Origin of the sequence: Natrinema salaciae (genome assembly GCF_900110865.1) — an archaeon.
In the GTDB taxonomy this organism is placed as follows: domain Archaea; phylum Halobacteriota; class Halobacteria; order Halobacteriales; family Natrialbaceae; genus Natrinema; species Natrinema salaciae.
In genome coordinates, this window is record NZ_FOFD01000007.1 from 116,210 (window position 1) to 135,732 (window position 19,523).

The 19,523-nt window shown below is 67.6% G+C and carries 21 protein-coding genes; 11 read left to right on the forward strand and 10 right to left on the reverse strand.

The window, feature by feature from the left end; translation table 11 throughout:
* Positions 1 to 60: 60 nt before the first annotated feature.
* From thiC to ppsA, 4 genes are all read left to right on the forward strand, one after another.
* Positions 61 to 1,500 (forward strand): phosphomethylpyrimidine synthase ThiC, encoded by a 1,440-nt coding sequence (gene thiC / locus BMX07_RS20495; protein WP_090621688.1) that lies wholly within the window; start codon positions 61 to 63, stop codon positions 1,498 to 1,500.
* 95 nt (positions 1,501 to 1,595) lie between these two features.
* Positions 1,596 to 2,942 (forward strand): alpha/beta hydrolase family protein, encoded by a 1,347-nt coding sequence (locus BMX07_RS20500; RefSeq protein ID WP_090622134.1) that lies wholly within the window; start codon positions 1,596 to 1,598, stop codon positions 2,940 to 2,942.
* A 56-nt stretch (positions 2,943 to 2,998) separates the two neighbouring features.
* Positions 2,999 to 3,898, forward strand: coding sequence for a PhzF family phenazine biosynthesis protein (locus BMX07_RS20505; RefSeq protein ID WP_090621691.1), 900 nt, complete (start codon positions 2,999 to 3,001; stop codon positions 3,896 to 3,898).
* A gap of 418 nt (positions 3,899 to 4,316) precedes the next feature.
* Positions 4,317 to 6,662 carry a phosphoenolpyruvate synthase gene (gene ppsA, locus BMX07_RS20510; RefSeq protein WP_090621694.1) on the forward strand — a complete coding sequence of 782 codons (2,346 nt, stop codon included), beginning with the start codon at positions 4,317 to 4,319 and terminating at the stop codon, positions 6,660 to 6,662.
* A gap of 66 nt (positions 6,663 to 6,728) precedes the next feature.
* Here the strand turns inward: ppsA and BMX07_RS20515 are convergent, their stop codons facing one another.
* Positions 6,729 to 6,947, reverse strand: coding sequence for a hypothetical protein (locus BMX07_RS20515; RefSeq protein ID WP_090621698.1), 219 nt, complete (start codon positions 6,945 to 6,947; stop codon positions 6,729 to 6,731).
* 52 nt (positions 6,948 to 6,999) lie between these two features.
* On the reverse strand, positions 7,000 to 7,209 hold the full coding sequence (locus BMX07_RS20520; protein WP_090621702.1) for a hypothetical protein: 210 nt from the start codon (positions 7,207 to 7,209) through the stop codon (positions 7,000 to 7,002).
* A gap of 79 nt (positions 7,210 to 7,288) precedes the next feature.
* Between BMX07_RS20520 and BMX07_RS20525 the strand changes: the two genes are divergently transcribed.
* Complete coding sequence (locus BMX07_RS20525) at positions 7,289 to 7,921, forward strand: hypothetical protein (protein WP_090621704.1); 633 nt, start codon at positions 7,289 to 7,291, stop codon at positions 7,919 to 7,921.
* 1 nt (position 7,922) lies between these two features.
* Here BMX07_RS20525 and BMX07_RS20530 read toward each other — a convergent pair whose 3' ends face one another.
* Both BMX07_RS20530 and BMX07_RS20535 read right to left on the reverse strand, forming a co-directional pair.
* Positions 7,923 to 8,582 (reverse strand): ArsR/SmtB family transcription factor, encoded by a 660-nt coding sequence (locus tag BMX07_RS20530; RefSeq protein WP_090621706.1) that lies wholly within the window; start codon positions 8,580 to 8,582, stop codon positions 7,923 to 7,925.
* Positions 8,583 to 8,651: 69 nt separating this feature from the next.
* Positions 8,652 to 9,449: a hypothetical protein gene (locus BMX07_RS20535; RefSeq protein ID WP_090621708.1), complete on the reverse strand. Its 798-nt coding sequence runs from the start codon at positions 9,447 to 9,449 to the stop codon at positions 8,652 to 8,654.
* Between the two features lie 398 nt (positions 9,450 to 9,847).
* Here BMX07_RS20535 and BMX07_RS20540 point away from each other — a divergent pair, with 398 nt between their 5' ends.
* Together BMX07_RS20540 and BMX07_RS20545 are read left to right on the forward strand one after the other, a co-directional pair.
* Positions 9,848 to 10,243 carry a DUF5802 family protein gene (locus tag BMX07_RS20540; protein ID WP_090621711.1) on the forward strand — a complete coding sequence of 132 codons (396 nt, stop codon included), beginning with the start codon at positions 9,848 to 9,850 and terminating at the stop codon, positions 10,241 to 10,243.
* Positions 10,244 to 10,272: 29 nt separating this feature from the next.
* A complete protein-coding gene (locus BMX07_RS20545; protein WP_090621714.1) occupies positions 10,273 to 11,205 on the forward strand; it encodes a Vms1/Ankzf1 family peptidyl-tRNA hydrolase in 933 nt (310 codons plus the stop codon).
* A 15-nt stretch (positions 11,206 to 11,220) separates the two neighbouring features.
* Here the strand turns inward: BMX07_RS20545 and BMX07_RS20550 are convergent, their stop codons facing one another.
* From BMX07_RS20550 to BMX07_RS20560, 3 genes are all read right to left on the reverse strand, one after another.
* On the reverse strand, positions 11,221 to 11,415 hold the full coding sequence (locus tag BMX07_RS20550; protein WP_090621717.1) for a hypothetical protein: 195 nt from the start codon (positions 11,413 to 11,415) through the stop codon (positions 11,221 to 11,223).
* A 422-nt stretch (positions 11,416 to 11,837) separates the two neighbouring features.
* Complete coding sequence (locus tag BMX07_RS20555) at positions 11,838 to 12,263, reverse strand: GtrA family protein (protein WP_090621721.1); 426 nt, start codon at positions 12,261 to 12,263, stop codon at positions 11,838 to 11,840.
* Positions 12,264 to 13,706, reverse strand: a complete 1,443-nt coding sequence (locus BMX07_RS20560; protein WP_090621724.1) for a sulfatase — start codon at positions 13,704 to 13,706, stop codon at positions 12,264 to 12,266. It lies immediately after the preceding gene.
* Positions 13,707 to 14,174: 468 nt separating this feature from the next.
* On the opposite strand from BMX07_RS20560, the gene BMX07_RS20570 reads away from it, so the two are divergent.
* From BMX07_RS20570 to BMX07_RS20580, 3 genes are all read left to right on the forward strand, one after another.
* Complete coding sequence (locus BMX07_RS20570; RefSeq protein ID WP_090621728.1) at positions 14,175 to 15,194, forward strand: N-acetyltransferase DgcN family protein; 1,020 nt, start codon at positions 14,175 to 14,177, stop codon at positions 15,192 to 15,194.
* A 1-nt stretch (position 15,195) separates the two neighbouring features.
* A complete protein-coding gene (locus tag BMX07_RS20575) occupies positions 15,196 to 16,248 on the forward strand; it encodes a dipeptide epimerase (protein WP_090621730.1) in 1,053 nt (350 codons plus the stop codon).
* A gap of 99 nt (positions 16,249 to 16,347) precedes the next feature.
* Positions 16,348 to 17,235 carry a hypothetical protein gene (locus BMX07_RS20580; RefSeq protein ID WP_090621733.1) on the forward strand — a complete coding sequence of 296 codons (888 nt, stop codon included), beginning with the start codon at positions 16,348 to 16,350 and terminating at the stop codon, positions 17,233 to 17,235.
* 87 nt (positions 17,236 to 17,322) lie between these two features.
* Here the strand turns inward: BMX07_RS20580 and arsN2 are convergent, their stop codons facing one another.
* A complete protein-coding gene (gene arsN2 / locus BMX07_RS20585; protein WP_090621736.1) occupies positions 17,323 to 17,769 on the reverse strand; it encodes an arsenic resistance N-acetyltransferase ArsN2 in 447 nt (148 codons plus the stop codon).
* Between the two features lie 102 nt (positions 17,770 to 17,871).
* Here arsN2 and BMX07_RS20590 point away from each other — a divergent pair, with 102 nt between their 5' ends.
* Complete coding sequence (locus BMX07_RS20590) at positions 17,872 to 18,153, forward strand: hypothetical protein (RefSeq protein WP_090621739.1); 282 nt, start codon at positions 17,872 to 17,874, stop codon at positions 18,151 to 18,153.
* Between the two features lie 84 nt (positions 18,154 to 18,237).
* Here the strand turns inward: BMX07_RS20590 and arsM are convergent, their stop codons facing one another.
* Together arsM and BMX07_RS20600 are read right to left on the reverse strand one after the other, a co-directional pair.
* Complete coding sequence (gene arsM / locus BMX07_RS20595) at positions 18,238 to 19,074, reverse strand: arsenite methyltransferase (RefSeq protein WP_090621742.1); 837 nt, start codon at positions 19,072 to 19,074, stop codon at positions 18,238 to 18,240.
* Positions 19,067 to 19,438: an ArsR/SmtB family transcription factor gene (locus BMX07_RS20600; protein WP_090621745.1), complete on the reverse strand. Its 372-nt coding sequence runs from the start codon at positions 19,436 to 19,438 to the stop codon at positions 19,067 to 19,069. The genes arsM and BMX07_RS20600 overlap by 8 nt, the downstream gene beginning before the upstream one ends.
* Positions 19,439 to 19,523: the final 85 nt, after the last annotated feature.

Genomic DNA, 19,523 nt, shown 5'->3' on the forward strand with positions numbered 1-19,523 from the left:
GCCGCGGGCTGGAACGGAACCGCCGTGGATTTATAACCTAGTGATACAACCTAGTTATCCATGGCACAGACACAGATTCAGGCCGCCCGCGAAGGGACGGTGACGCCCGAGATGGAACGCGTGGCCGAGCGAGAGAACCGCGATCCGGCGTTCGTGCGCGAGCAGGTCGCCACGGGGCAGGCCGTGATCCCGACGAACCGACACCACGACGCGCTCGACCCGATGGTGATCGGCCGGGAGTTCGCGACGAAGGTCAACGCCAACATCGGCAACAGCGAGACGACCAGCGACCTCGAGACCGAACTGGAGAAGCTCCACACCGCGGTCCACTACGGCGCGGACACGGTGATGGATCTCGGCACCGGCAGCGACTTAGACGAGATCCGGGAAACCCACATCGAGCACTCGCCGGTACCACTCGGCACGGTCCCGCTGTACGAGGCGGTCACGCAGGCGGGCAGCCCCGAGGACGTCACGACGGACCTGTTGCTCGAGATCATCGAGAAGCAGGCGAAACAGGGCGTCGACTACATGACGATCCACGCGGGGATTCTCGCCGAACACCTGCCGTTGACCGACGGCCGGAAGACCGGGATCGTCTCGCGGGGTGGCTCGATCATGGCCAAGTGGATGGAGGAGAACGGCGAGCAGAATCCGCTCTATCAGGTGTTCCCGGAGATCTGCGAGATCTTCGCCGAGCACGACGTCACGTTCAGCCTCGGGGACAGCCTGCGACCCGGCTGTCTGGCCGACGCCTGCGACGAGGCCCAGTACGCCGAGCTCGACACGTTGGGCGAACTCACGCGGGTCGGCTGGGACCGCGGCGTGCAGGTGATGGTCGAGGGGCCGGGCCACGTCCCCATGCACAAGGTCGCGGAGAACGTCGAGCGCCAGCAGGCGGTCTGCGATGGCGCGCCCTTCTACGTGCTCGGCCCGCTCGTGACCGATATCGCGCCGGGCTACGACCACATCACGAGCGCCATCGGTGCCGCGATGGCCGCCGAAGCCGGTGCCGCGATGTTGTGTTACGTCACGCCGAAGGAACACCTGGGCCTCCCCGAGGAGGACGACGTCCGCGACGGCCTCGCCGCCTACCGGATCGCGGCTCACGCCGGCGACGTGGCGACCGAACGACCCGGGGCACGCGACTGGGACGACGCGCTCTCGGAAGCCCGCTACGAGTTCGACTGGCGCGAACAGTTCCGACTCGCGCTCGACCCGGACCGCGCCCGCTCGTACCACGACCAGACGCTTCCCGGTGACAACTACAAGGAGGCCCGCTTCTGCTCGATGTGCGGCGCGGAGTTCTGTTCGATGCGGATCGACCAGGACGCCAGGGACGGTGGCGAGATGGAGCGGATCGAGGGCGAGGAGCGGACCGATCTCGAGTCCTCGCCCGCCGCGGAGGTCAACCGCCCGCCGGTCGGGACCCACGCGTCCGGCGACCTCCCGCCCGTGGCGGACCACGCCGAGTCGCTCGAGGAAGCCGACGACGATTGACTCGACGCGCGACGGCCTTCGCATATCAGCGGTCGATACAGTCACGGAGAATCGACCTCGTCTTTATCTGATAGACCGTGGTCGGTCCGGTATCGATGACTCCCCGACGGCGGACCGTACTGGCAGCGGTATCGACGGCGACAGCGTCGGCAGCGGCCGGCTGTGCCGATCTGCTCGCCGATACGACGGACGACGAATCCGACTCGCAGACCGCCGACGACGCGGCGACGGCGTTCGTCGACGATCTCGCGAACGAGCGGTTCGAACGGGCCAGCGAGCGATTCGCCTCGGATAACCGGGACCGGTACGGCGACCCCGGCCGACTCGAGCGCCTCTGGATGGGATATCAGTCGGTCGGCGGCTCGTTCGAGGAGACCGTCGACACGAGCGTGACCGAGGGCGACAGTCGCAAGGCGATCGACCTGACGCTCTCGTTCGCCCGCGGCGAACACGCCTGCCGCATCGTCGTCGACGACGAGTCGCGCCTCCTCGACTGCGGCATCGCGGACAGCTACGAACGACCGTCGTACGTCGACTCGAGCGCGATCGCCACCGAGGACGTCACGCTCGCGGTCGACGGCGACGGCTGTTCGCTCCCCGGGGTCGTCACGACGCCAGCGGACGGTGGCGGCGACGCTCCCGGCGTCGTCCTGGTCCACGACTCCGGCCCGGTGACCGCGAACACCGCTCGCGGCGGAACGCAGTTCTTTACGGATCTCGCCGAGGGGCTCACCACGCAGGGAATCGCGACCCTCCGGTACGACAAGCGCGTTCCCGCGTGCGATGTCGAGCCGGCCGACTACACCCTCGATCGCGTCACCGTCGACGACGCGCTGAGCGCGATCGAGCGACTCCGGGGGACCGACGGCGTCGACGCGGACCGGATCGTCGTCGTCGGCCACGGTCTCGGCGGGCGAGCCGCTCCCAGAATCGCCGCTCGAGACGGAGGGGTCGCCGGCGTCGTCGGGCTGGCCGCGCCGGCGCGCCCGTATCACGAGCTGACCCTCGAACAACTCGAGCACAAGGTGTCGGTCGGCGACCACGAGTGGAGCGACCTGGCGAACGTGTACGACCGGTGGAGCGACCAGATCGAGTCGGTCCGCGCGGAGGAGTACAGCGCGGACGACGTCCTGCTCAACAAGCCCGGGGCGTTCTGGGAGAGCCTCGCAGCGTACGACCACGTTGGCACCGCGGCGGAGACGGACGTTCCGCTCCGCTTCCTCCAGGGGACGCGGGACTTCCAGGTCGACGTCACCGACGACCTCGAACGATGGCGGTCCGAACTCGAGGGGGCGTCGAACGCGACGTTCGAGACGTACGACGGACTCAACCACCTGTTCATGCCGGTCGACGGCGAGTCGGTCGAGTTCGAGTACGCCGTCCGAAACAACGTGACCGAACGGGTCGTCACCGAGCTGGCGAACTGGATCGACGGGCTGTAGCGTGCCGACGCTCCGCCGACCGAGGATTCATACGCCAGTCGTCCGATCCACGTCGTATGGAGACGATTCGGGTCCTGCAGGTCGACGCCTTCACCGACGAACCGCTCACCGGCAACCCCGCGGGAGTCGTCCCGGACGCGGACGGCCTCTCGGACGGACAGATGCGAGCGATCGCCGCCGAGATGGCCGTCAGCGAGACGGCCTTCCTTCGCTCGAGCGAGACTGCCGACCGGCGGGTCAGGTACTTCACGCCCACCCAGGAGGTCGACCTCTGCGGACACGCGACGGTCGGAACGTTTGCACACCTCGCCGACGAGGGGCTCGAGCCCGGGACGACGACCCTCGAGACGAACGTCGGAACGCTCGAGATCGACGTGCGATCGGACGGGACGGTGTGGATGACACAGGACGAGCCGACGATCCGCGAAGTCGACGCGGGGTACGACCGCGTCGCCGACGCGCTCGGCGTCGATCAGGCTGCGCTCGAGGGCGCGAGCGCCGACATTCCGCTCGCGGTGGCCTCGACGGGGCTGCCGTTTCTGATCGTCCCGATCACCTATCTCTCGGACGTCGGGAACGCCGAACCCGACATGGCCGCGATCGACGCGCTCGCCGACGACGTCGACGCCGCGGGCGTCTATCTCTTCACGTTCGACGCACTCGAGCGCGACTCGACGCTGCACGGGCGCATGTTCGCGCCGGGAGCCGGCGTCCCGGAGGACCCGGTGACCGGGACCGCGAGCGGGGCCGTCTGCGCGTACCTCGACCGGTTCGGCGCGTTCGACGACGACTTGCCCGAGGAGCTCCGCCTCGAGCAGGGTCACTACGTCGACCGTCCGGGGATCGTTCGCGTCCGCCTCGACGACGCGGTGCGAGTCGGCGGCCGGGGCGTGACCGCCCTCGACGGCTCGATCGTCGTCCCCGAGGCCGACGAGGACGAGATCCTCGAGGCCTGAGCGGACTCGTGCGAGCGGCTCGTCGCGGTCGTCGAGTACGCCGAGTCCGCCCTGCACGTCGCCGGCGAGGAAATCGATCGCGATCAGCGCCAGTCGACCCCGGCGGGGCGACCGCGATCCATCGATCGACGAACGGCGACCCGACCGAGTGTCGACGGTCGGCACCGGTGACAATAACCGTAAATTTACTGTGCCGATAGCTTATATATTTACTCGACGAGACGAGCGGCGGTCGCCGCCGCGACTGACGTGTGACGGCCGTTCGCGGTGCGATTTCGCAATTCGACCGGTTCCGTGATCCCCTCGAAAACGACCGTCTGCCGGCCGAAAGCGCCAGAAACTCATTCAGTTCCGAGTTGCGATTCGGCGCGACTGTTCGCAACCTTCTTTATTCGTTCCAGTGACCACCTCACTAGAGATGGCTGTACTCTGGCTGGACGAGATCAGTGCCGGCGACCTCGAGAAGGTCGGCGGTAAAGGTGCCTCCTTGGGCGAGCTCACGGGCGCAGGGCTGCCCGTTCCACCGGGATTCGTCGTGACTGCTGGGACTTATCGATCGTTCATCGAAGATGCCGAAATAGACGAGGAACTGTTCGAGGCCGTCGACGTCGACGTCGACGACTCGAGTGCGCTGGCCGACGCCGCGGACCGCGCACAGGAACTCATCATCGAGACACCGTTCCCCGACGAGCTCCGCGAGGAGATCCTCGAGAGCTACCGCGAGGTCGGCACCGGCGAAGCGTTCGTCGCGGTCCGGTCGTCGGCGACGGCCGAGGACCTGCCGGACGCCTCCTTCGCCGGGCAACAGGAGACGTTCCTCAACGTCACCGAGGCGGACCTGCTGGACCGCGTCCGGGAGTGTTGGGCGTCGCTCTTCACGCAACGGGCGATCTACTATCGACAGGAGCAGGGGTTCGACCACTCGGCGGTGAACATCGCGGTCGTCGTCCAGCAGATGGTCGACGCCGAGAAGTCGGGCGTGATGTTCACGAGCCATCCCTCGACGGGCGACGCGACGATGATCATCGAGGCCGCGTGGGGGCTGGGCGAAGCCGTCGTCTCCGGTGCCGTCTCGCCGGACAACTACGTCATCGACCGCGAGGACCGGTCGGTCGACGTCACCGTCGCCGAGAAGAAGGTGATGCACGAGAAAGACGAGGCGACCGGACAGACCGTCGAGCGCGAGGTGCCCGAGGACAAGCGCGACGCGCGGGTCGTTTCCGACGACGAGATCGACGCGCTGATGGACCTCGGCGAGCGCGTCGAAGACCACTACGGCCAACCGCAGGACGTCGAGTGGGCGATCGTCGGCAGCGACGTCTACATGCTCCAGTCGCGCCCGATCACGACGATCGACGAGGCCGGCAGTGACGCCGCGGACGCCACCGGCGGCGTCGACCCCTCGAAGGGGCTGACCGACGGCAGCGGCAGCGTCCAGCCGGCCGAGAGCGCCAGCACGGGCGGAGCCGGGTCGGGCTCGAGCGGCACCGGCGACGTCCTCGTCGACGGGCTCGGCTCGAGTCCGGGGACGGTCAGCGGGCCCGCACGGATCGTGAAAAAGCTCGACGATCTGGCCAAGGTCGGCGAGGGCGACATCATCGTCACCGAGATGACGATGCCCGACATGGTGCCCGCGATGAAGCGGGCCTCGGGCATCGTCACCGACGAAGGCGGCATGACCAGTCACGCCGCGATCGTCTCCCGCGAACTCGGCGTTCCCGCCATCGTCGGGACGACCAACGCGACGACCGTCCTCGAGGACGGACAGGTCGTCACGCTCGACGGTGACAAGGGCTCGGTGCTCGAGGGGTCGGCGGTCGATCCCGACGAGGAGACCGAACCCGTCGAGGAGGTCCGCCCGCAGTCGCCGGTCAAGCCGATGACCGCGACGGAGGTCAAGGTCAACGTCTCCATTCCGGAAGCCGCCGAACGCGCGGCCGCGACGGGTGCCGACGGCGTCGGTCTCCTGCGGACGGAGCACATGATCCTCTCGCTGAACCAGACGCCCGAGACGTTCATCGAAGAGAACGGCGAGGACGCGTACATCACGGAGCTCGTCCAGGGCATCCGCGGCGTCGCCGACGAGTTCTACCCGCGTCCCGTTCGCGTGCGCACGCTCGACGCGCCGACCGACGAGTTCCGCCAGCTCGAGGGCGGCGAGAACGAACCCGACGAACACAACCCGATGCTCGGCTACCGGGGGATCCGCCGCTCGCTCGATCGCCCCGACGTCTTCGCCCACGAACTCGAGGCGTTTCGCCGGCTCTACGAGATGGGGTACGACAACGTCGAGATCATGTTCCCGCTGGTCAACGACGCCGAGGACATCTATCAGGCCAAAGCGTGCATGAAAGAGGCGGGCATCGACCCCGAAAAGCGCCACTGGGGTGCGATGATCGAGACGCCCGCGTCCGCGCTCTCGGTCGAGGAGATGGCCGAGGCGGGCATCGAGTTCGCCTCTTTCGGCACCAACGACCTGACCCAGTACACGCTCGCGGTCGACCGCAACAACGAGCACGTCGCCGACCGCTTCGACGAGCTCCACCCCGCCGTGTTACGGCTGATCGGCGACGTCATCGAGACCTGTCGCGAACACGGCGTCGAGACCAGTATCTGCGGACAGGCCGGGTCCAAACCCGAGATGGTTCGGTTCCTCGTCAACGAGGGTGTCAGCTCTATCTCGGCGAACATCGACGCCGTCCGCGACGTCCAGCACGAAGTCAAGCGGGTCGAGCAGAAGCTGCTGCTCGATTCGGTTCGGTAACGACCGTCGCGCGCCGGGTTCGGTTTTTCCGGTCCGATCCGCCTCGGGTCCCTTCGCGAGACGCACTCACGGCACCGACGCCGCCGCGGACGACACGACGCCGACCAGGACGAGCCCAAGGCCAGTCGCGACGAGGATGGCCGCGATCAACGCGATCAGCATCCGAATCGACCGGCGTACGTCGGCCGGCACGTCGAGCCGTGGCGCGAGTCGCCGAGCGGCGACGAGAACTGCGATCCCGGCCGTCAACGTCGCCAGCCCGATCGCGAACAGTTCGGCGTCCATGCCGTCCGGCTACCACTGAACCGGTGAAAAAACGGTCGTCTGCAACGGGCGCTCACCAGAGCGAGGCGACCGCCGCCACAGCGAGAAACGCCGCGCCGACGACGACGCCACAGATCGCGATTACGAGTCCGAGCAACCGCAACAGATCCGTCATCAGCGCCGGGTACTCGGGCTGGGGCTCGAGGTTCGCGACGAGAACGTAGACGAACGCCCCGGCACCGACCGAGAGCAGCCCGAACGTCGCCGTCCCGACCCAGGTCATGGGTTCGATCGGACGGCCGGCTACCTATACGCTGTGGCCCAGGGAAAGGCCCATGACGGAGGGTGGCCTCAGTTGACATATGAGCGACCGCTCGGACGAGATCACCGAGAGCCGGAACGGAGATCCCCCCGCAACTGACGACCTCCTGGAGGAGACGGATCGCCTGCTCTCGGAGTCGGGTACGTCCGGCGACGCGGCCCGCTCGGACGCGTCCCCGGGCCAGGGCTCGGACCCAGAGTTCGATCCCGAACGGGACGCTGCACTCGAATCCGACGGGGCGTCCGCGGGCGATGCCGACGCCGGGACCGGTTCGTCGCGGTTGTCGCCGTCGTCGTGGCTCTCGCCGCTCACGTCCCGCCTCTCGCTCGGCCGGTACTTCTCGCCGAAGGCCTACTTCGCACTCGTCCTCGTGCTCGGGGCCGGCCTGCTGGCCGGCGCGACCGCGCTGCCGTTCGGCGGCCGACTGGTCGGCATGTTCGCCACCGCCTTCGTCGTCGGCCTGCTCGCGTCGAAGCGCCGCTACCTCGAGATAGCGACGGCCGGCGTGTCGGTCGGCGGCGTCGCAGCCGTCCTCAACTACACGGTCCTGGCCGTCGCCGGCTCCGGACAAGCGGTCGTCGCCGTCGGGGCGACCGTCGGCCTCCTCGCGTCCGTCGTGGGCTACTACTTCGGTCGCGATCTGCGCGACGGGCTCTCGAGGGACGTCGACTGAGCTACCCGTTCGTCGTCAACTCCCAGCCGCGTTTGGTTCGGCGAACGACCCCGTTGTCGGCCATCACCTCGAGCAACTCGGCGACGACCTCGTGGGGGGCGTCGATGTCCTCGCTGAGTTCGCCGACCGATTTCGGCTCCGAGCGGACGCTCGCGAGCAGGTCGGCGTAGATTCGACTCTCCGGACCGGCGCCGACCGACTCGGAGATGCTATCGAGCACGTCGTGGAGCCGGCCCTGTACCCACCGCTGTGCCAGCGAGAGCTCGTTCTCGAGTTGTTCGAGGTCTTCCAGGGCGGCGAGGAGTTCGTCGAGGTCGTCGGTGTCGTCCCAGGAGACGTCGAAGGAGAGGTGACGACACGTCGTGATGTCGAAACTGTTGTTCGACGGATACGCACTCTTGCTCGCGAAGCCATACGGCGAGACGTTTACCTCGAGCCGAACGTTCCGAGCGATGTGAAAGTACTTCCGTCGTTGATCGTCGACCCGGCTCTCGATCAGCCCGGCCTCCTCGAGTTTCCGTAGGTGTTCGATAACCGCTTTGGGACTCACACCGATATACTCCGAGATTTCCGTCACATAACAGGGCTTGCGGGCGAGCAACCGGAGGATCCGCCTCCGGTTTTCGTTCCCGAGTAAATCCAACAACGCGGCGGAGTCCATCGTGGGAGGGTTAGTGATCGCCGCTGAAAAGCGTGTCTGCTCGCCGGACTCGCGGTGCCGGCCGCGACCCTAGCTGCCGGTGGCGTCCGCGCCGCCGGTCTCGGTTCCCGCTCCGGCGGCCGATCCGCCGTTCGGTTTCTCCGCTGGCTGCCCGGGATCGTCAGGTGCCCCCCCTGCGGACCGCTCGGGAGTCCCCTTGTCCGCGGGCCCGCCGCTCCCGTCGTCGCTACCGTTTCCCGGACCGGGCTCGGTGGGCGGACCGCGGTCGTCCGGTGGTCCCGCGCCGTGACCGGGCGGAGTATCGGCCTCGGCCAGGCCGCGAGCGACCGCCGCAGTGCCGGGGCCGGCCTCCGCGGAGGCGTTTTGCCGCATCGTCGCCGCGTTCCCGCGGAGGGCCGCGAGCCGATCCTCGCCGACGCCGACCTCGGCGGCGCGGCGTTCGGCCCGTTCGATCGATCGCTCCAGGCTCGCGATTTCGACCGTCAGCGTCGCCATTCGCGACTGATAGGCCCCCCGAGAGAGCGCGCCCCGTTGTGCACGGAGCTCGTCGCGCTCGGCCTCGAGCCGAGACACCTGCTCCGCGAGTCGCGTTGCTCGGTCGCTGACGATCTCCTCCCGGCTCTCGTTGTCGGCGGACTCGTATGCTGCCTCGAACATGCCGGACTCGACCGTGTTCTTCGTGTCGGCCGCGTTCGCCTGCATCAACGTTCCGACTGACGCGTTCGTCGTTTCGGCGTCGGACTGATCGGACTGACCGGTCTGGGCCCCGGTCAACGGGCTCACCACGGTACCGCTCGCGAGCGGCGCGACCGTGAGCCCGACGACGGCGAGCACCACGAGGAGGGCGACCGACCGAGTGGTAGTCATTACGGTACCCGTCGGACGAATTTACTAAAAAGACGGACCTTCGTTCGAACCGTTTACTCCGTTCTATCGACGTCCGAGATCCGTTTTGAGCGTTCAAGACGGCCGCAGTTCCCGCGACCGGTCCAGTCCCACGAGAACGATCCGTCCGCATCGTACGCCCCACTTTCGAACCGGTCATTCGGGTCGTCCTCTCGAACCCGCCGCTCACGTGCGACGGGGCTTCGGGGGGCCAACGGGTGTCCGACCGGAAACGGTATTCGACTGCTAACTCGTTCCACGACAGTCACGGATGCGTTCGATCCGCGGACGTCCGACGGGCCGGAAACTGGTCTGATAGCACGACGGTTTAAATATATCCGGAAACAGTTATGTCGGTTCGTCCCTTGGTACTAGTTAGCATGTTCGAGGTGTTTTCGCGAAGCTATTATCTCGGACGTCTCTACGTGACCCCTGTCGACGGGGACCACGCCCTCATGCACAGCGAGCAACACGAACAGATCAACGAGGAGGTGTACGCGACCGGCGACGGGCTCGAGCGACTCGATACCCCGCTGGTGATGAAACTCGAGTCCACGCACTTCCCGGTTCACGGGTCGGCCGACGTCCCGACGAACACGCTCGCGATTCCGGAGTCGATGCTCGCGGGAACCGGCGTGCGGAATCCACCCTCGCTCCGGGAGGTATTCCTCGCCCGGCGGGAGCGGGCCCGACAGTTGCTCTCGTTCACCGGCGGCTGGCGGGACCCCGACGGCGTCGACCCGGCCGACGACGATCTGCCGAGTGCCGGAATCTAGAAGTAGGCTCGCTTCCCGCTTTCGGCCGGATGCTCGACGAGTTGCTCGGCCGCGCATCGCTCAAGGACCGAATCGACGAACTCGAGGAGGAAAACGAGCGGTTGCGGAGCCGCTACGAGGCCGAATCCGATCGCCGGGCCGAGGCCGCCACCGCGAGACAGGACGCCGAGGAGCGGGTCAACCGGCTCGAGGACCGGATCGCCCAGCTCGAGGGCGAACTCGAGCGGACGAGTGAGGACGAGACCGGACTCAGCGTCCGTCACCGCCACCAGCTGCGGGGCGGGCGGCTCGAGGCAGTGCTCGATCGGCTGGAATCGTTCCGGACGGGAGCGGAGGGGGCGCTGACCGTCGGCGTGAGCGACGGCGGACTCTCCGACCCCGTCCGCGCGGACCTCGAGCCCGTCCTCGGCGATCGCGTCGCGCTCGTCGACGACGCTGCGCCCTGTCTGTGCTGTGTCGACGACGAGGGCCTGCTCGCGGTGACGCTGGACCCACCGCTCGTTCCCGACCGGGAAGCGACCTGGCGGGATCGGTTCGCGCTCGAGCGCGAGTGGTTCCTCCCGACCGGCCGGCACGCGGTCGCACTGATCCGGACGGATCTGTTCGCGCTCGGCACTTACGAGGGCGACGAGCGCGTCGACTACCGCGGCTTCGAGAGCGACGTCAAGGGCAGCCACTCGAAGGGTGGCTTCTCCCAGGCCCGGTTCGAGCGGATCCGCGACGGGCAGATCGACGACCACCTCGAGCGCTGTCGAGACGCCCTCGCCGCGTACGAACGCGGCGGGGAGAACGCCGACGTGGCGCTCTTCCTCGCGGGTCAACGCGGCGTCGTCGACGCGCTCGTCGACGAATCGGCGCTCGAGCCGGCCGCGACGGCCGCCGTCGACGCGACCGGCGATCCGGAACCGGCGCTCGAAGACGCCGTTCGATCGTTCTGGACGACCGAGTTACGAGTGCTGTAGAACGGATCGACGGTGTCAGTAGCCGCCCCCGTTCTCGAAGCAGCGACCGCACCGGTTCGCGCCGGTGTCGGTGACCGCCCGCTCGACGGGAATCAGTCGGAGGTGCTCGTGTGCGACGTGGGACGTCGCTCCGCAGGTCGTCTGAAAGTCGGACCGGCCGGATTCGTACTTGTGGATCTTGTTCGTCGTCTCGTTCAGAACGCCATTCATGCTACTCGTTATCATTGTCCGTGCACATAAGCGCATCGTCCGTTTTTCCGCGCGTGTTGGGCCGAATCCCCACCGTTTCGGCGATCGAACGATCAACTGTTCGATGAGAAACGACCGGCGGAATGAAACAGACTGTTACCGGTCTCGAAACGGTACGGTGCCGGCGGGTCATTCGCGCTCACGGAAACGGTTTCGAGACGGGTTCCGCTCCGAACGGCGAACAGTCAATCGAGCACGTCCGACTTCGAAACCGTCACGTGCGAGCAGTGTGGTGGCGATTTCGGCGCGTAGCCGGACGCCAACGCGGCCGAGCGCGGGGTCTGCAGTCCCCCTGCGCCCTCGAGGCGAACTGCGCCGCGGTCGGCTTTCTCGCATCGACGGGGACCGATCGAGCCGTCACTCGTCGCGACTCGCCGACGGCATCACGTCCCCCACGTCCATCGCGCGTCGAGCACGTACCGATAGACGCCGCTGATCGCGATGGCGAACCCGTTGGCGACCAGATACGAGACGTTCACCACCTCCACGAAGGCGAAGAGGACGGCGATCTGGATCGGGATCGCCGTTCCCCGGACGACGTTCGTCTTGAGCAATCCGACGAGGTACTCGCCGGTGCCGGTGTTCCGATGCGCCCGAAACGTCCACGCGTTGTTGAGCACGTACGAGAGGACGATCGTACACTCGATGGCCAGCAGCGCACCCAGCAGGTAATGCAGTCCGGCGTTGTCGACGAACGCCCACAGCAGGACGATCTGGACCCCGGCCGCGACGATTCCGACGGCGACGAACCGCCGTAACTGGGGCGCGAACGGACCGTCGACCAGACTGCGGAGGAACGATCGGATCATCTATCGATAGCCGAGCGCCGATAATCGTGCCTCGAGATCCTCACCGACGTCCTCGTCATCCTCGTCGTCGGACGTCTCGGAACCCCCGTCGCGAATCGCGCTCGCGTGGTCCGCGACGATCGGCGCGAGCGATTCGATCACGTCCCGCTGCTCGGGCGACGGGTCCGTCGCGAGGTTCGTCTGCTGGGTGGGATCGTCGGGCCGGTAGTACAGTTCGCGCTCGTCCGTCGCCGCGTTTTCGAGGTAGGTCCAGTCTCGGGTCCGGGCGCTGACGATGAGGGTCCCGTCGGCAGGCGATCGGGGAATCGGCTGGGTCGTCACCGCGCCGTCTCGGACGGTGACCGAGACGACCGGCCGGTCGGCCGGGGACTCGTCGCCGACGACGCTCGGAACGAGCGTCTCGCCGGTCCACGCCGACGGGGCGTCGACGTCCAGCAAGTCGGTCACCGTCGGCGGGATCGCGTCGAGGCCGACTTGTCCGCTCACCCGACCGCCCTCGGAGCCCGGAACGTCGACGACGAGCGGGACCCGGATCAGTTCGTCGTACAGCTTCGGATAGTGCGCGAGGTGGCCGTGTTCCTGAAACTCCTCGCCGTGGTCCCCCGCCAGCACGACGGCCGTCTCGTCCGCAAGGTCGTTCGTCGAGAGCGTCTCGAGGAGTCGACCGATGCTCGCGTCGACTTGCCGGACCGACGCCTGATAGAGCGTTCGGAGGTCCGCCAGAGTTCGATCGCTGACGTCTCGACCCAGTCCGGTTCGGGTGTGAGCGAGCAGCATTCTGTGCGTGCCCACCCGAGTGTCCGAGACCTCGCGGATGTACCGCGGTGCGGGAGCGTACGGCGTGTGGGCGTCCATGTAGTGGACCCAGAGGAAAAACGGCGACGACGTCTCTTCGACGAACGAACGCGCGGCGTGTTCGACGTCGAACAGCCGCGACGTGTCCAGAAACGGCCGATCGTCGGTTTCTCCGCGAAGCCACGAGCCGACGCGGCGGACCGGCGAGGCGGCCAACTGGAGCCAGGCTTCGACGGTCGGATGGGTCGCGAGATACCGACTGTACACGCTGGACCCGACGGTCGCGACGAAGGAGTCGAACTCGTCGAAGCCGTCGTCGTATCCCCAGTGGGTCGTGAGAAAGCCGTTGGCAGCGTTGAAGCCGCCGGTCGAGACGTCCGCGTCGGACACCGTCTCGGCGAGCGTCGGCGACTCCTCGACGCCGATTCGGCCGGTATCGGTGAAGACGGGACGCGAAGACAGGATCGACGGAAACGAAAACGGCGTCCAGTTTCCGGTCGCGAAGGCCCGCTCGAAGACGGTCCCGCGGTCGGCGAGGGAATCGATCACCGGCGTCTGCCGGTCGGCGTCGTAGGGGGCGACCGCGTCCGCCCGCAGCGAGTCGACGGTGACGAGTACGACGTTCGAAACGGCGGTGTCATGTCCCATATCCTTCGTGCTCCCTCACGGGGTAGTTTCGCGCCAGCGTGATCGGTCGGTCCCACCCGGAACCGACGGAAGCGTCGAGTAACGGCCCGACACTGCCCCGCTCGAATCGGGAGGACACCGTGTTGCAACCGAATCGGGGAGTTATCGGAATGAGCGTTTCGGTATCGACGAGATAATAAAAATGTGTTGATATAAATCTCTTTCGAATAGTATTCTCTCGAATTAAGATAAGTCCGATCCGAGAGTACGTATCGGCACGGTCGGAACCGAGACGCAGATATCACCGGTACGGAGCACCGATCGGGGGTGATAGCTCGCACGAGTACGGGCTTCGAAAGGCGAGCGCTCACGGGCGGCCGCCCGCGGTATTCTCTCCGTCGGCGACCGTCATGTTCGTCGAACTGTCGATCTCCCATCATACAAGTTCCGTGTCTGTATCGTTAAGTCATCCCTCGTCTATGTCCGGGTATGCGCGTCGCGATTCTCGCCCACGAGAAGTTTCCCGATCGAGCCAAGACCGCCCTCGGTATCCTCCGATACGCCGACCACGATACCGTCGCCGTCCTCGATCGAGCGACCGCCGGCCAGCGCGTCGCAGACCACGTTCCCGACGTGCGGGACGCGCCCATCGTCGGCGAGATGGCCGACCTCGAGCCCGAGGCTGTCGACACGCTCCTGATCGGGATCGCACCGATCGGCGGCGGCTTCGACGAGAGCTGGCGCGAAGACGTGCTGACGGCCCTCGAGTACGGCTGTGACGTCGTCTCCGGGCTGCACCACTTCCTCGCCGAGGACGAGGAGTTCGCCCGACTGGCGGCCGAACACGACTGCGAGATTCGCGACGTTCGGAACCCGCCGGCCGATCTCACGGTCGCCGACGGCGTCGCGGACGAGGTCGACGCCGAGGTGATCCTCACCGTCGGGACCGACTGCTCCGTCGGCAAGATGACGACGACGATGGAACTGGCTCGCGACGCCCGCGACGCCGGCCACGACGCGGCCGTGATCCCGACCGGACAGACGGGGATCATGATCGAAGGCTGGGGCAATCCGATCGACCGCGTCGTCAGCGACTTCACGGCCGGCGCGGTCGAGGAGATGATCCTCGAGAAAGGCGACGACCACGACTACCTGTTCGTGGAGGGGCAGGGCAGCATCGTCCACCCGGCGTACTCGCCGGTCTCCCTGGGGATCCTCCACGGGTCGATGGCGGACACGCTGGTGCTCTGTCACGAGGCCGGACGCGAGGCGATTCACGGCTACGAGTCGTTCTCCCTCCCGTCGATTCCGACCTACGTCGACCTCTACGAGAGCGTCGCCGCACCGGTCGCGGCGACCGACGTCGTCGCCGGCGCGTTGAACACCGCCGGCCTCGAGGACGACGCCGACGCCCGAGACGCCGTCGACGACTACGCCGACGCGCTCGGCGCGCCCGCGACCGACGTGCTCCGCTTCGGAACCGACGCCCTGCTCGAGGAGCTGTGCTGAGATGAGCCTCGAAACGTCCGTCGAGCGGCGCTCGCTGCCGCTCGAGTACCCTTTCGGGATCGCTCGCGGGACGACGACCGAGCGCGACGTCGTGTTCGTCCGGGTCGAGGACGACGGGGGTACGACCGGCATCGGTGCCGCCGCCCCGTCGAGACACTACGGCGAGACCGCCGGGACCGTCGAGGCCGCCTTGCCGGCGCTGTGTTCGGTCGTCGAAACCGTCGGCGATCCCCACCGCCTCGAGCGGATCGAACGACGCATGCGCGAGACGGTCCGGCGGAACCCGTCGGCACGCGCCGCGGTGAGCATCGCCCTTCACGACCTCGTCGCGAAACGACTCGACGTGCCGCTCTATCGGTACTGGGGGCTCGACCCCTCGAAGACGCTCGCGACCTCGTACACGATCGGGCTCGACGACCGCGAGACGATGCGCGAGAAGACGGAGACGGCCCTCGAGAGGGGGTACGGGACACTGAAGGTCAAACTCGGCACCGACCGGGACCTCGAGATCGTCCGGACGATCCGGTCGGTCGCCCCCGACGTCGAGCTGTTCGTCGACGCGAACGAGGCGTGGACGCCCCGCGAGGCGGTCGGGAAGATCGAGCGGCTCGCCGAGTTCGACCTCGCGTTCGTCGAGCAGCCGGTCCCCGCGGAGGATCCCGAGGGACTGCAGTTCGTGTACGAGCGCTCGGCGCTGCCGATCGCCGCCGACGAGTCCTGCGTGACGCTCGCGGACGTCCCGCGGATCGCGGACCGGTGTGACATCGCGAACCTGAAGCTGATGAAGTGCGGCGGGTTGCGGGAAGCGAAACGGATGATCGCCACCGCTCGCGCACACGGTCTCGAGGTGATGTGCGGCTGTATGACCGAATCGAACGCCTCGATCGCGGCGGCCTGTCACCTCGCGCCGCTGCTCGACTACGCCGACCTCGACGGCTCGCTGCTGCTGGCCGACGATCCGGCCGACGGCGTCCCGATGCCCGACGGTCGGATCGACCTCGCCGGCCTCGATCGGCCGGGGACGGGTGCCGTTCTCGAGTCCGCGTTCGACTGACGGGGCGGGGCGGCCGATCCCCGCCGTTCTTCCGGGGGAGACAGTCACTCCGGCCCGCAACTGGGTTTCATATCGGTCGTCGGTGTGGAACGCGTTGGTATGCACGACAGTGACGGCCATCTGAACGTGTCTCGTCGGACGATCTTGCGGGCCTCGGCCGGAACGACCGCGCTCTCGGCCGTCGGCAGTGCGCGAGCCGACGACTCCGACGCATCCGACGGAGACGCCCTCGGCGTCCCGCGACTCGATCGAGACTGTCCGGACGCGACAATCGAGCCCAGCACGACTCACTGCGAGGGGGCGGAGACGGCGGGCTGTGCGGACGATCACCCGGCGACGACCGAACTCCGATCGGCGGTCGCGGACTCCCTCGAGCGCCAGTACCCGGACGCGGACGCGTTGATCGACGCGGGGTACAAGCCGTATTTCGACACGCTCGAGATGGGGGACGACAGCTGGTCTCACTGGCTCAATCCGGCCTTCATCGGCGACGACGAGCTCGTCGATCCCGAACGGCCGGAATCGGTGCTCGTGGACAACGACACGTGGCGATCGATCGGCGTCATGTTCATCGCGACGAGCGACGGGGAGCCGGTCGACTCCCCGGCGGTGTACGGCGGTGACGACGACGAACAGCTGTGTTCGCCGTGGCACGCTCACACCGGAGTTCCCGGCCGGTTCGCGTGGTGGTTCTACCGGCTGGCCTACGAACGGGACGGCGACGCGGAGCGCCTCGAGTTCCCCTGCCGAACCCCCTGTATGCTCCACGTATGGACCGTCGATCACCCGGAGAGCGTCTACGCGCACGACGCGCCGCCGGAGTCGTATCGCGACCAGCCGCCCGCCGACGATCCCGGGTTCGACACCGATGCCGCACCCGGTGAGGACGAACTCGGCTGGGACGTCCTGCCGTCCGAGGTCGTCCCCGACCGTACGCCCGACGAATTGCTCCCGACCGACCCGTTCGGGTTCGATCTCGGCGTCTAGCGACGAGACTCGCTCTCGAGCCCGCGCGCCTGTCCCCATCCCGTCCCCGGTTCTCGTCGCGAGCCGTCCGGTGATCGACCGGCCCGGCTAGTCGAGGGCCGTTTTCATGCAGATCGCCGAGGCCGGGCAAAGCGCCGCGAACTCGGTCGTCCGCTGGATACGCGGCGGAACGGCCGCCCGCTCGATCGCCTCGTATCCCGCTCGACGGAAGAACGCCGCCGCGGTCGTGGTCAACAGGTACAGCGACTCGACCCCGTTGGCTCGCGCGTACTCCTCGAGCGCGTCCACCAGGGCCGCTCCGTAGCCCCGTCCGCGGTTCGGTTCCGTGACGACGACCGACCGCAGGAGCCCGTGCGAGCCGTACAGTTCGACGCCGCCGATGCCGATCCACGCCGTCTCGGAGACCGCGACGAAGAAACACTCCGGCTTCGTTCGCACGTCCCGAGTGGGCAGCCCGTTCGCGTCCAACAGCGCTTCGAGGCGGTCGAGGTCGGCCGCCGTTGCGTCCCGAAGGGTGATCGAAGCGTCGGTCATGCGCTTCCCTCGGACGCCACTTGCGGAGGTCGGTTTCGATGACCGTGTCGGTGCGGCCGTCTGGTCGGCGACCCGAACCGGCGGCTACCGCGAGTCATCGGTGTGCGGGTTCTCGACGGTGATTCGGACTCGGCTCCCTCCGTCGAACGAGACCCCGCCACAGTCGCGGAAGCAGCGGGCCACGCTCCGGAGGCGTCGGACGCCGAGGAAGAGTCCGACGACGGACGCGAGGGCGACGGTCGCGGTCGCCGACCGGCTGACGGCCCAGAGCGCGAGGCGGAACGCCGGGACGAGCGCGTCGCTCGCGAGCAGGCGCTCCCAACTGGGCGGTCGATGGCTGTGCGGTTTCGCGGATCGAACGGTGGGCTGGACATCGGACGGTGATCGAGTTATCGGTGACGGGTCTGGCTGTGCCGATCGATACGGGCCACGGTGCTCGCCGCCCCTCGCGGGCCGGGGAGCGACGAGTTACTGAGCAGCTGCTGTACCCCTTGGCTTCTCGGCCTTGATCGTCGCCGCGACGACGTAGTCACTCGGGTCGTGCTCGTCGTCCCACTCGCGGATGAACGACTCGCTGTCGGCTTTCGGCTCGATCGCGACGCCGACGAATCCGGCGTCGGACAGCAGCTCCGCTAACGCGGGTACCGGAGCGGCGCCGCCGATGCACGCGGCCACCGACGCCGGATCGGCCCGCCGGTCGGCCGGGAGGTCGGCGCTCAGGACGACGTCGGAGACGGCGAGCCGGCCGCCCGGTCGCAGCACGCGGAAGGCCTCGCGGAACACCTGCGACTTGTCCGCCGAGAGGTTGATGACGCAGTTCGAGAGGATCACATCCACGGACTCGTCGGCGACCGGGAGGTGTTCGATCTCGCCGAGGCGGAACTCGACGGTCGTCGCGTCGTTCGCGTCGACGTTCTCGCGGGCCCGCTCGACCATCTCCGGCGTCATGTCCACGCCGATGACGCGACCCGTCGGACCGACCTCCCGCGCCGCGAGGAAGCAATCGAACCCGGCACCGGAACCGAGGTCGAGGACGGTGTCCCCGTCCTCGAGGCCGGCGATGGCGGTCGGATTGCCGCATCCGAGGCCCATATCGGCACCCGCGGCGACGGCCTCGCGGTCGGCGTCCGAGTAGCCGAGTTCGGACGACCGGTCGGTCGGTGCGTCGGCGCAGGAGTCGGTGTCGCCACAGCACGACGACGACTCGGACGCGATTCGCGCGTACCGGTCCCGAACGGCCGCGCGCTGTTCCGCGGGGTCGAGACGGCTCCCGTTCCCGGCGCTCGGTGTGCTCTCGTCAGTCATCGTCGAGCCCTCTCGTCTCGTCGAGCACGCGGAGCAGTCGATCCGCGCGCGGCGTCGCGGAGTAGTACCGCCATCGTCCCTCTTTCCGCCGATCGACCAATCCGGCGCTGAAAAGCCGCGAGAGGGCCTGACTGACCGCTCCCTGACTGACCCCGAGCGTCGGCTCCAGCTCGCAGACGCAGACGGCCTCGTCGGCCGCGGCGATGCGTCGAAGCGCCTCGTACCGGGTGTCGTTCCCGAGCGTCGCGAGCGTCTGCACGTCGGCGGCGAGTTCCTCGTCCGCCAGCGAGCGGCCGACCGAGCAACAGTCGGACGTCCGCCGGTCTGTCGACGGAACCGGCCCGTCTGTCTGTCGTTCACTCATTTTAGCAATTGCTAATATTAGGGTCTGCTAATATAATCGTTCTGGTCAGCGGCGTCGCGGTCTGTAGGGAACGCAGCGTCGATTC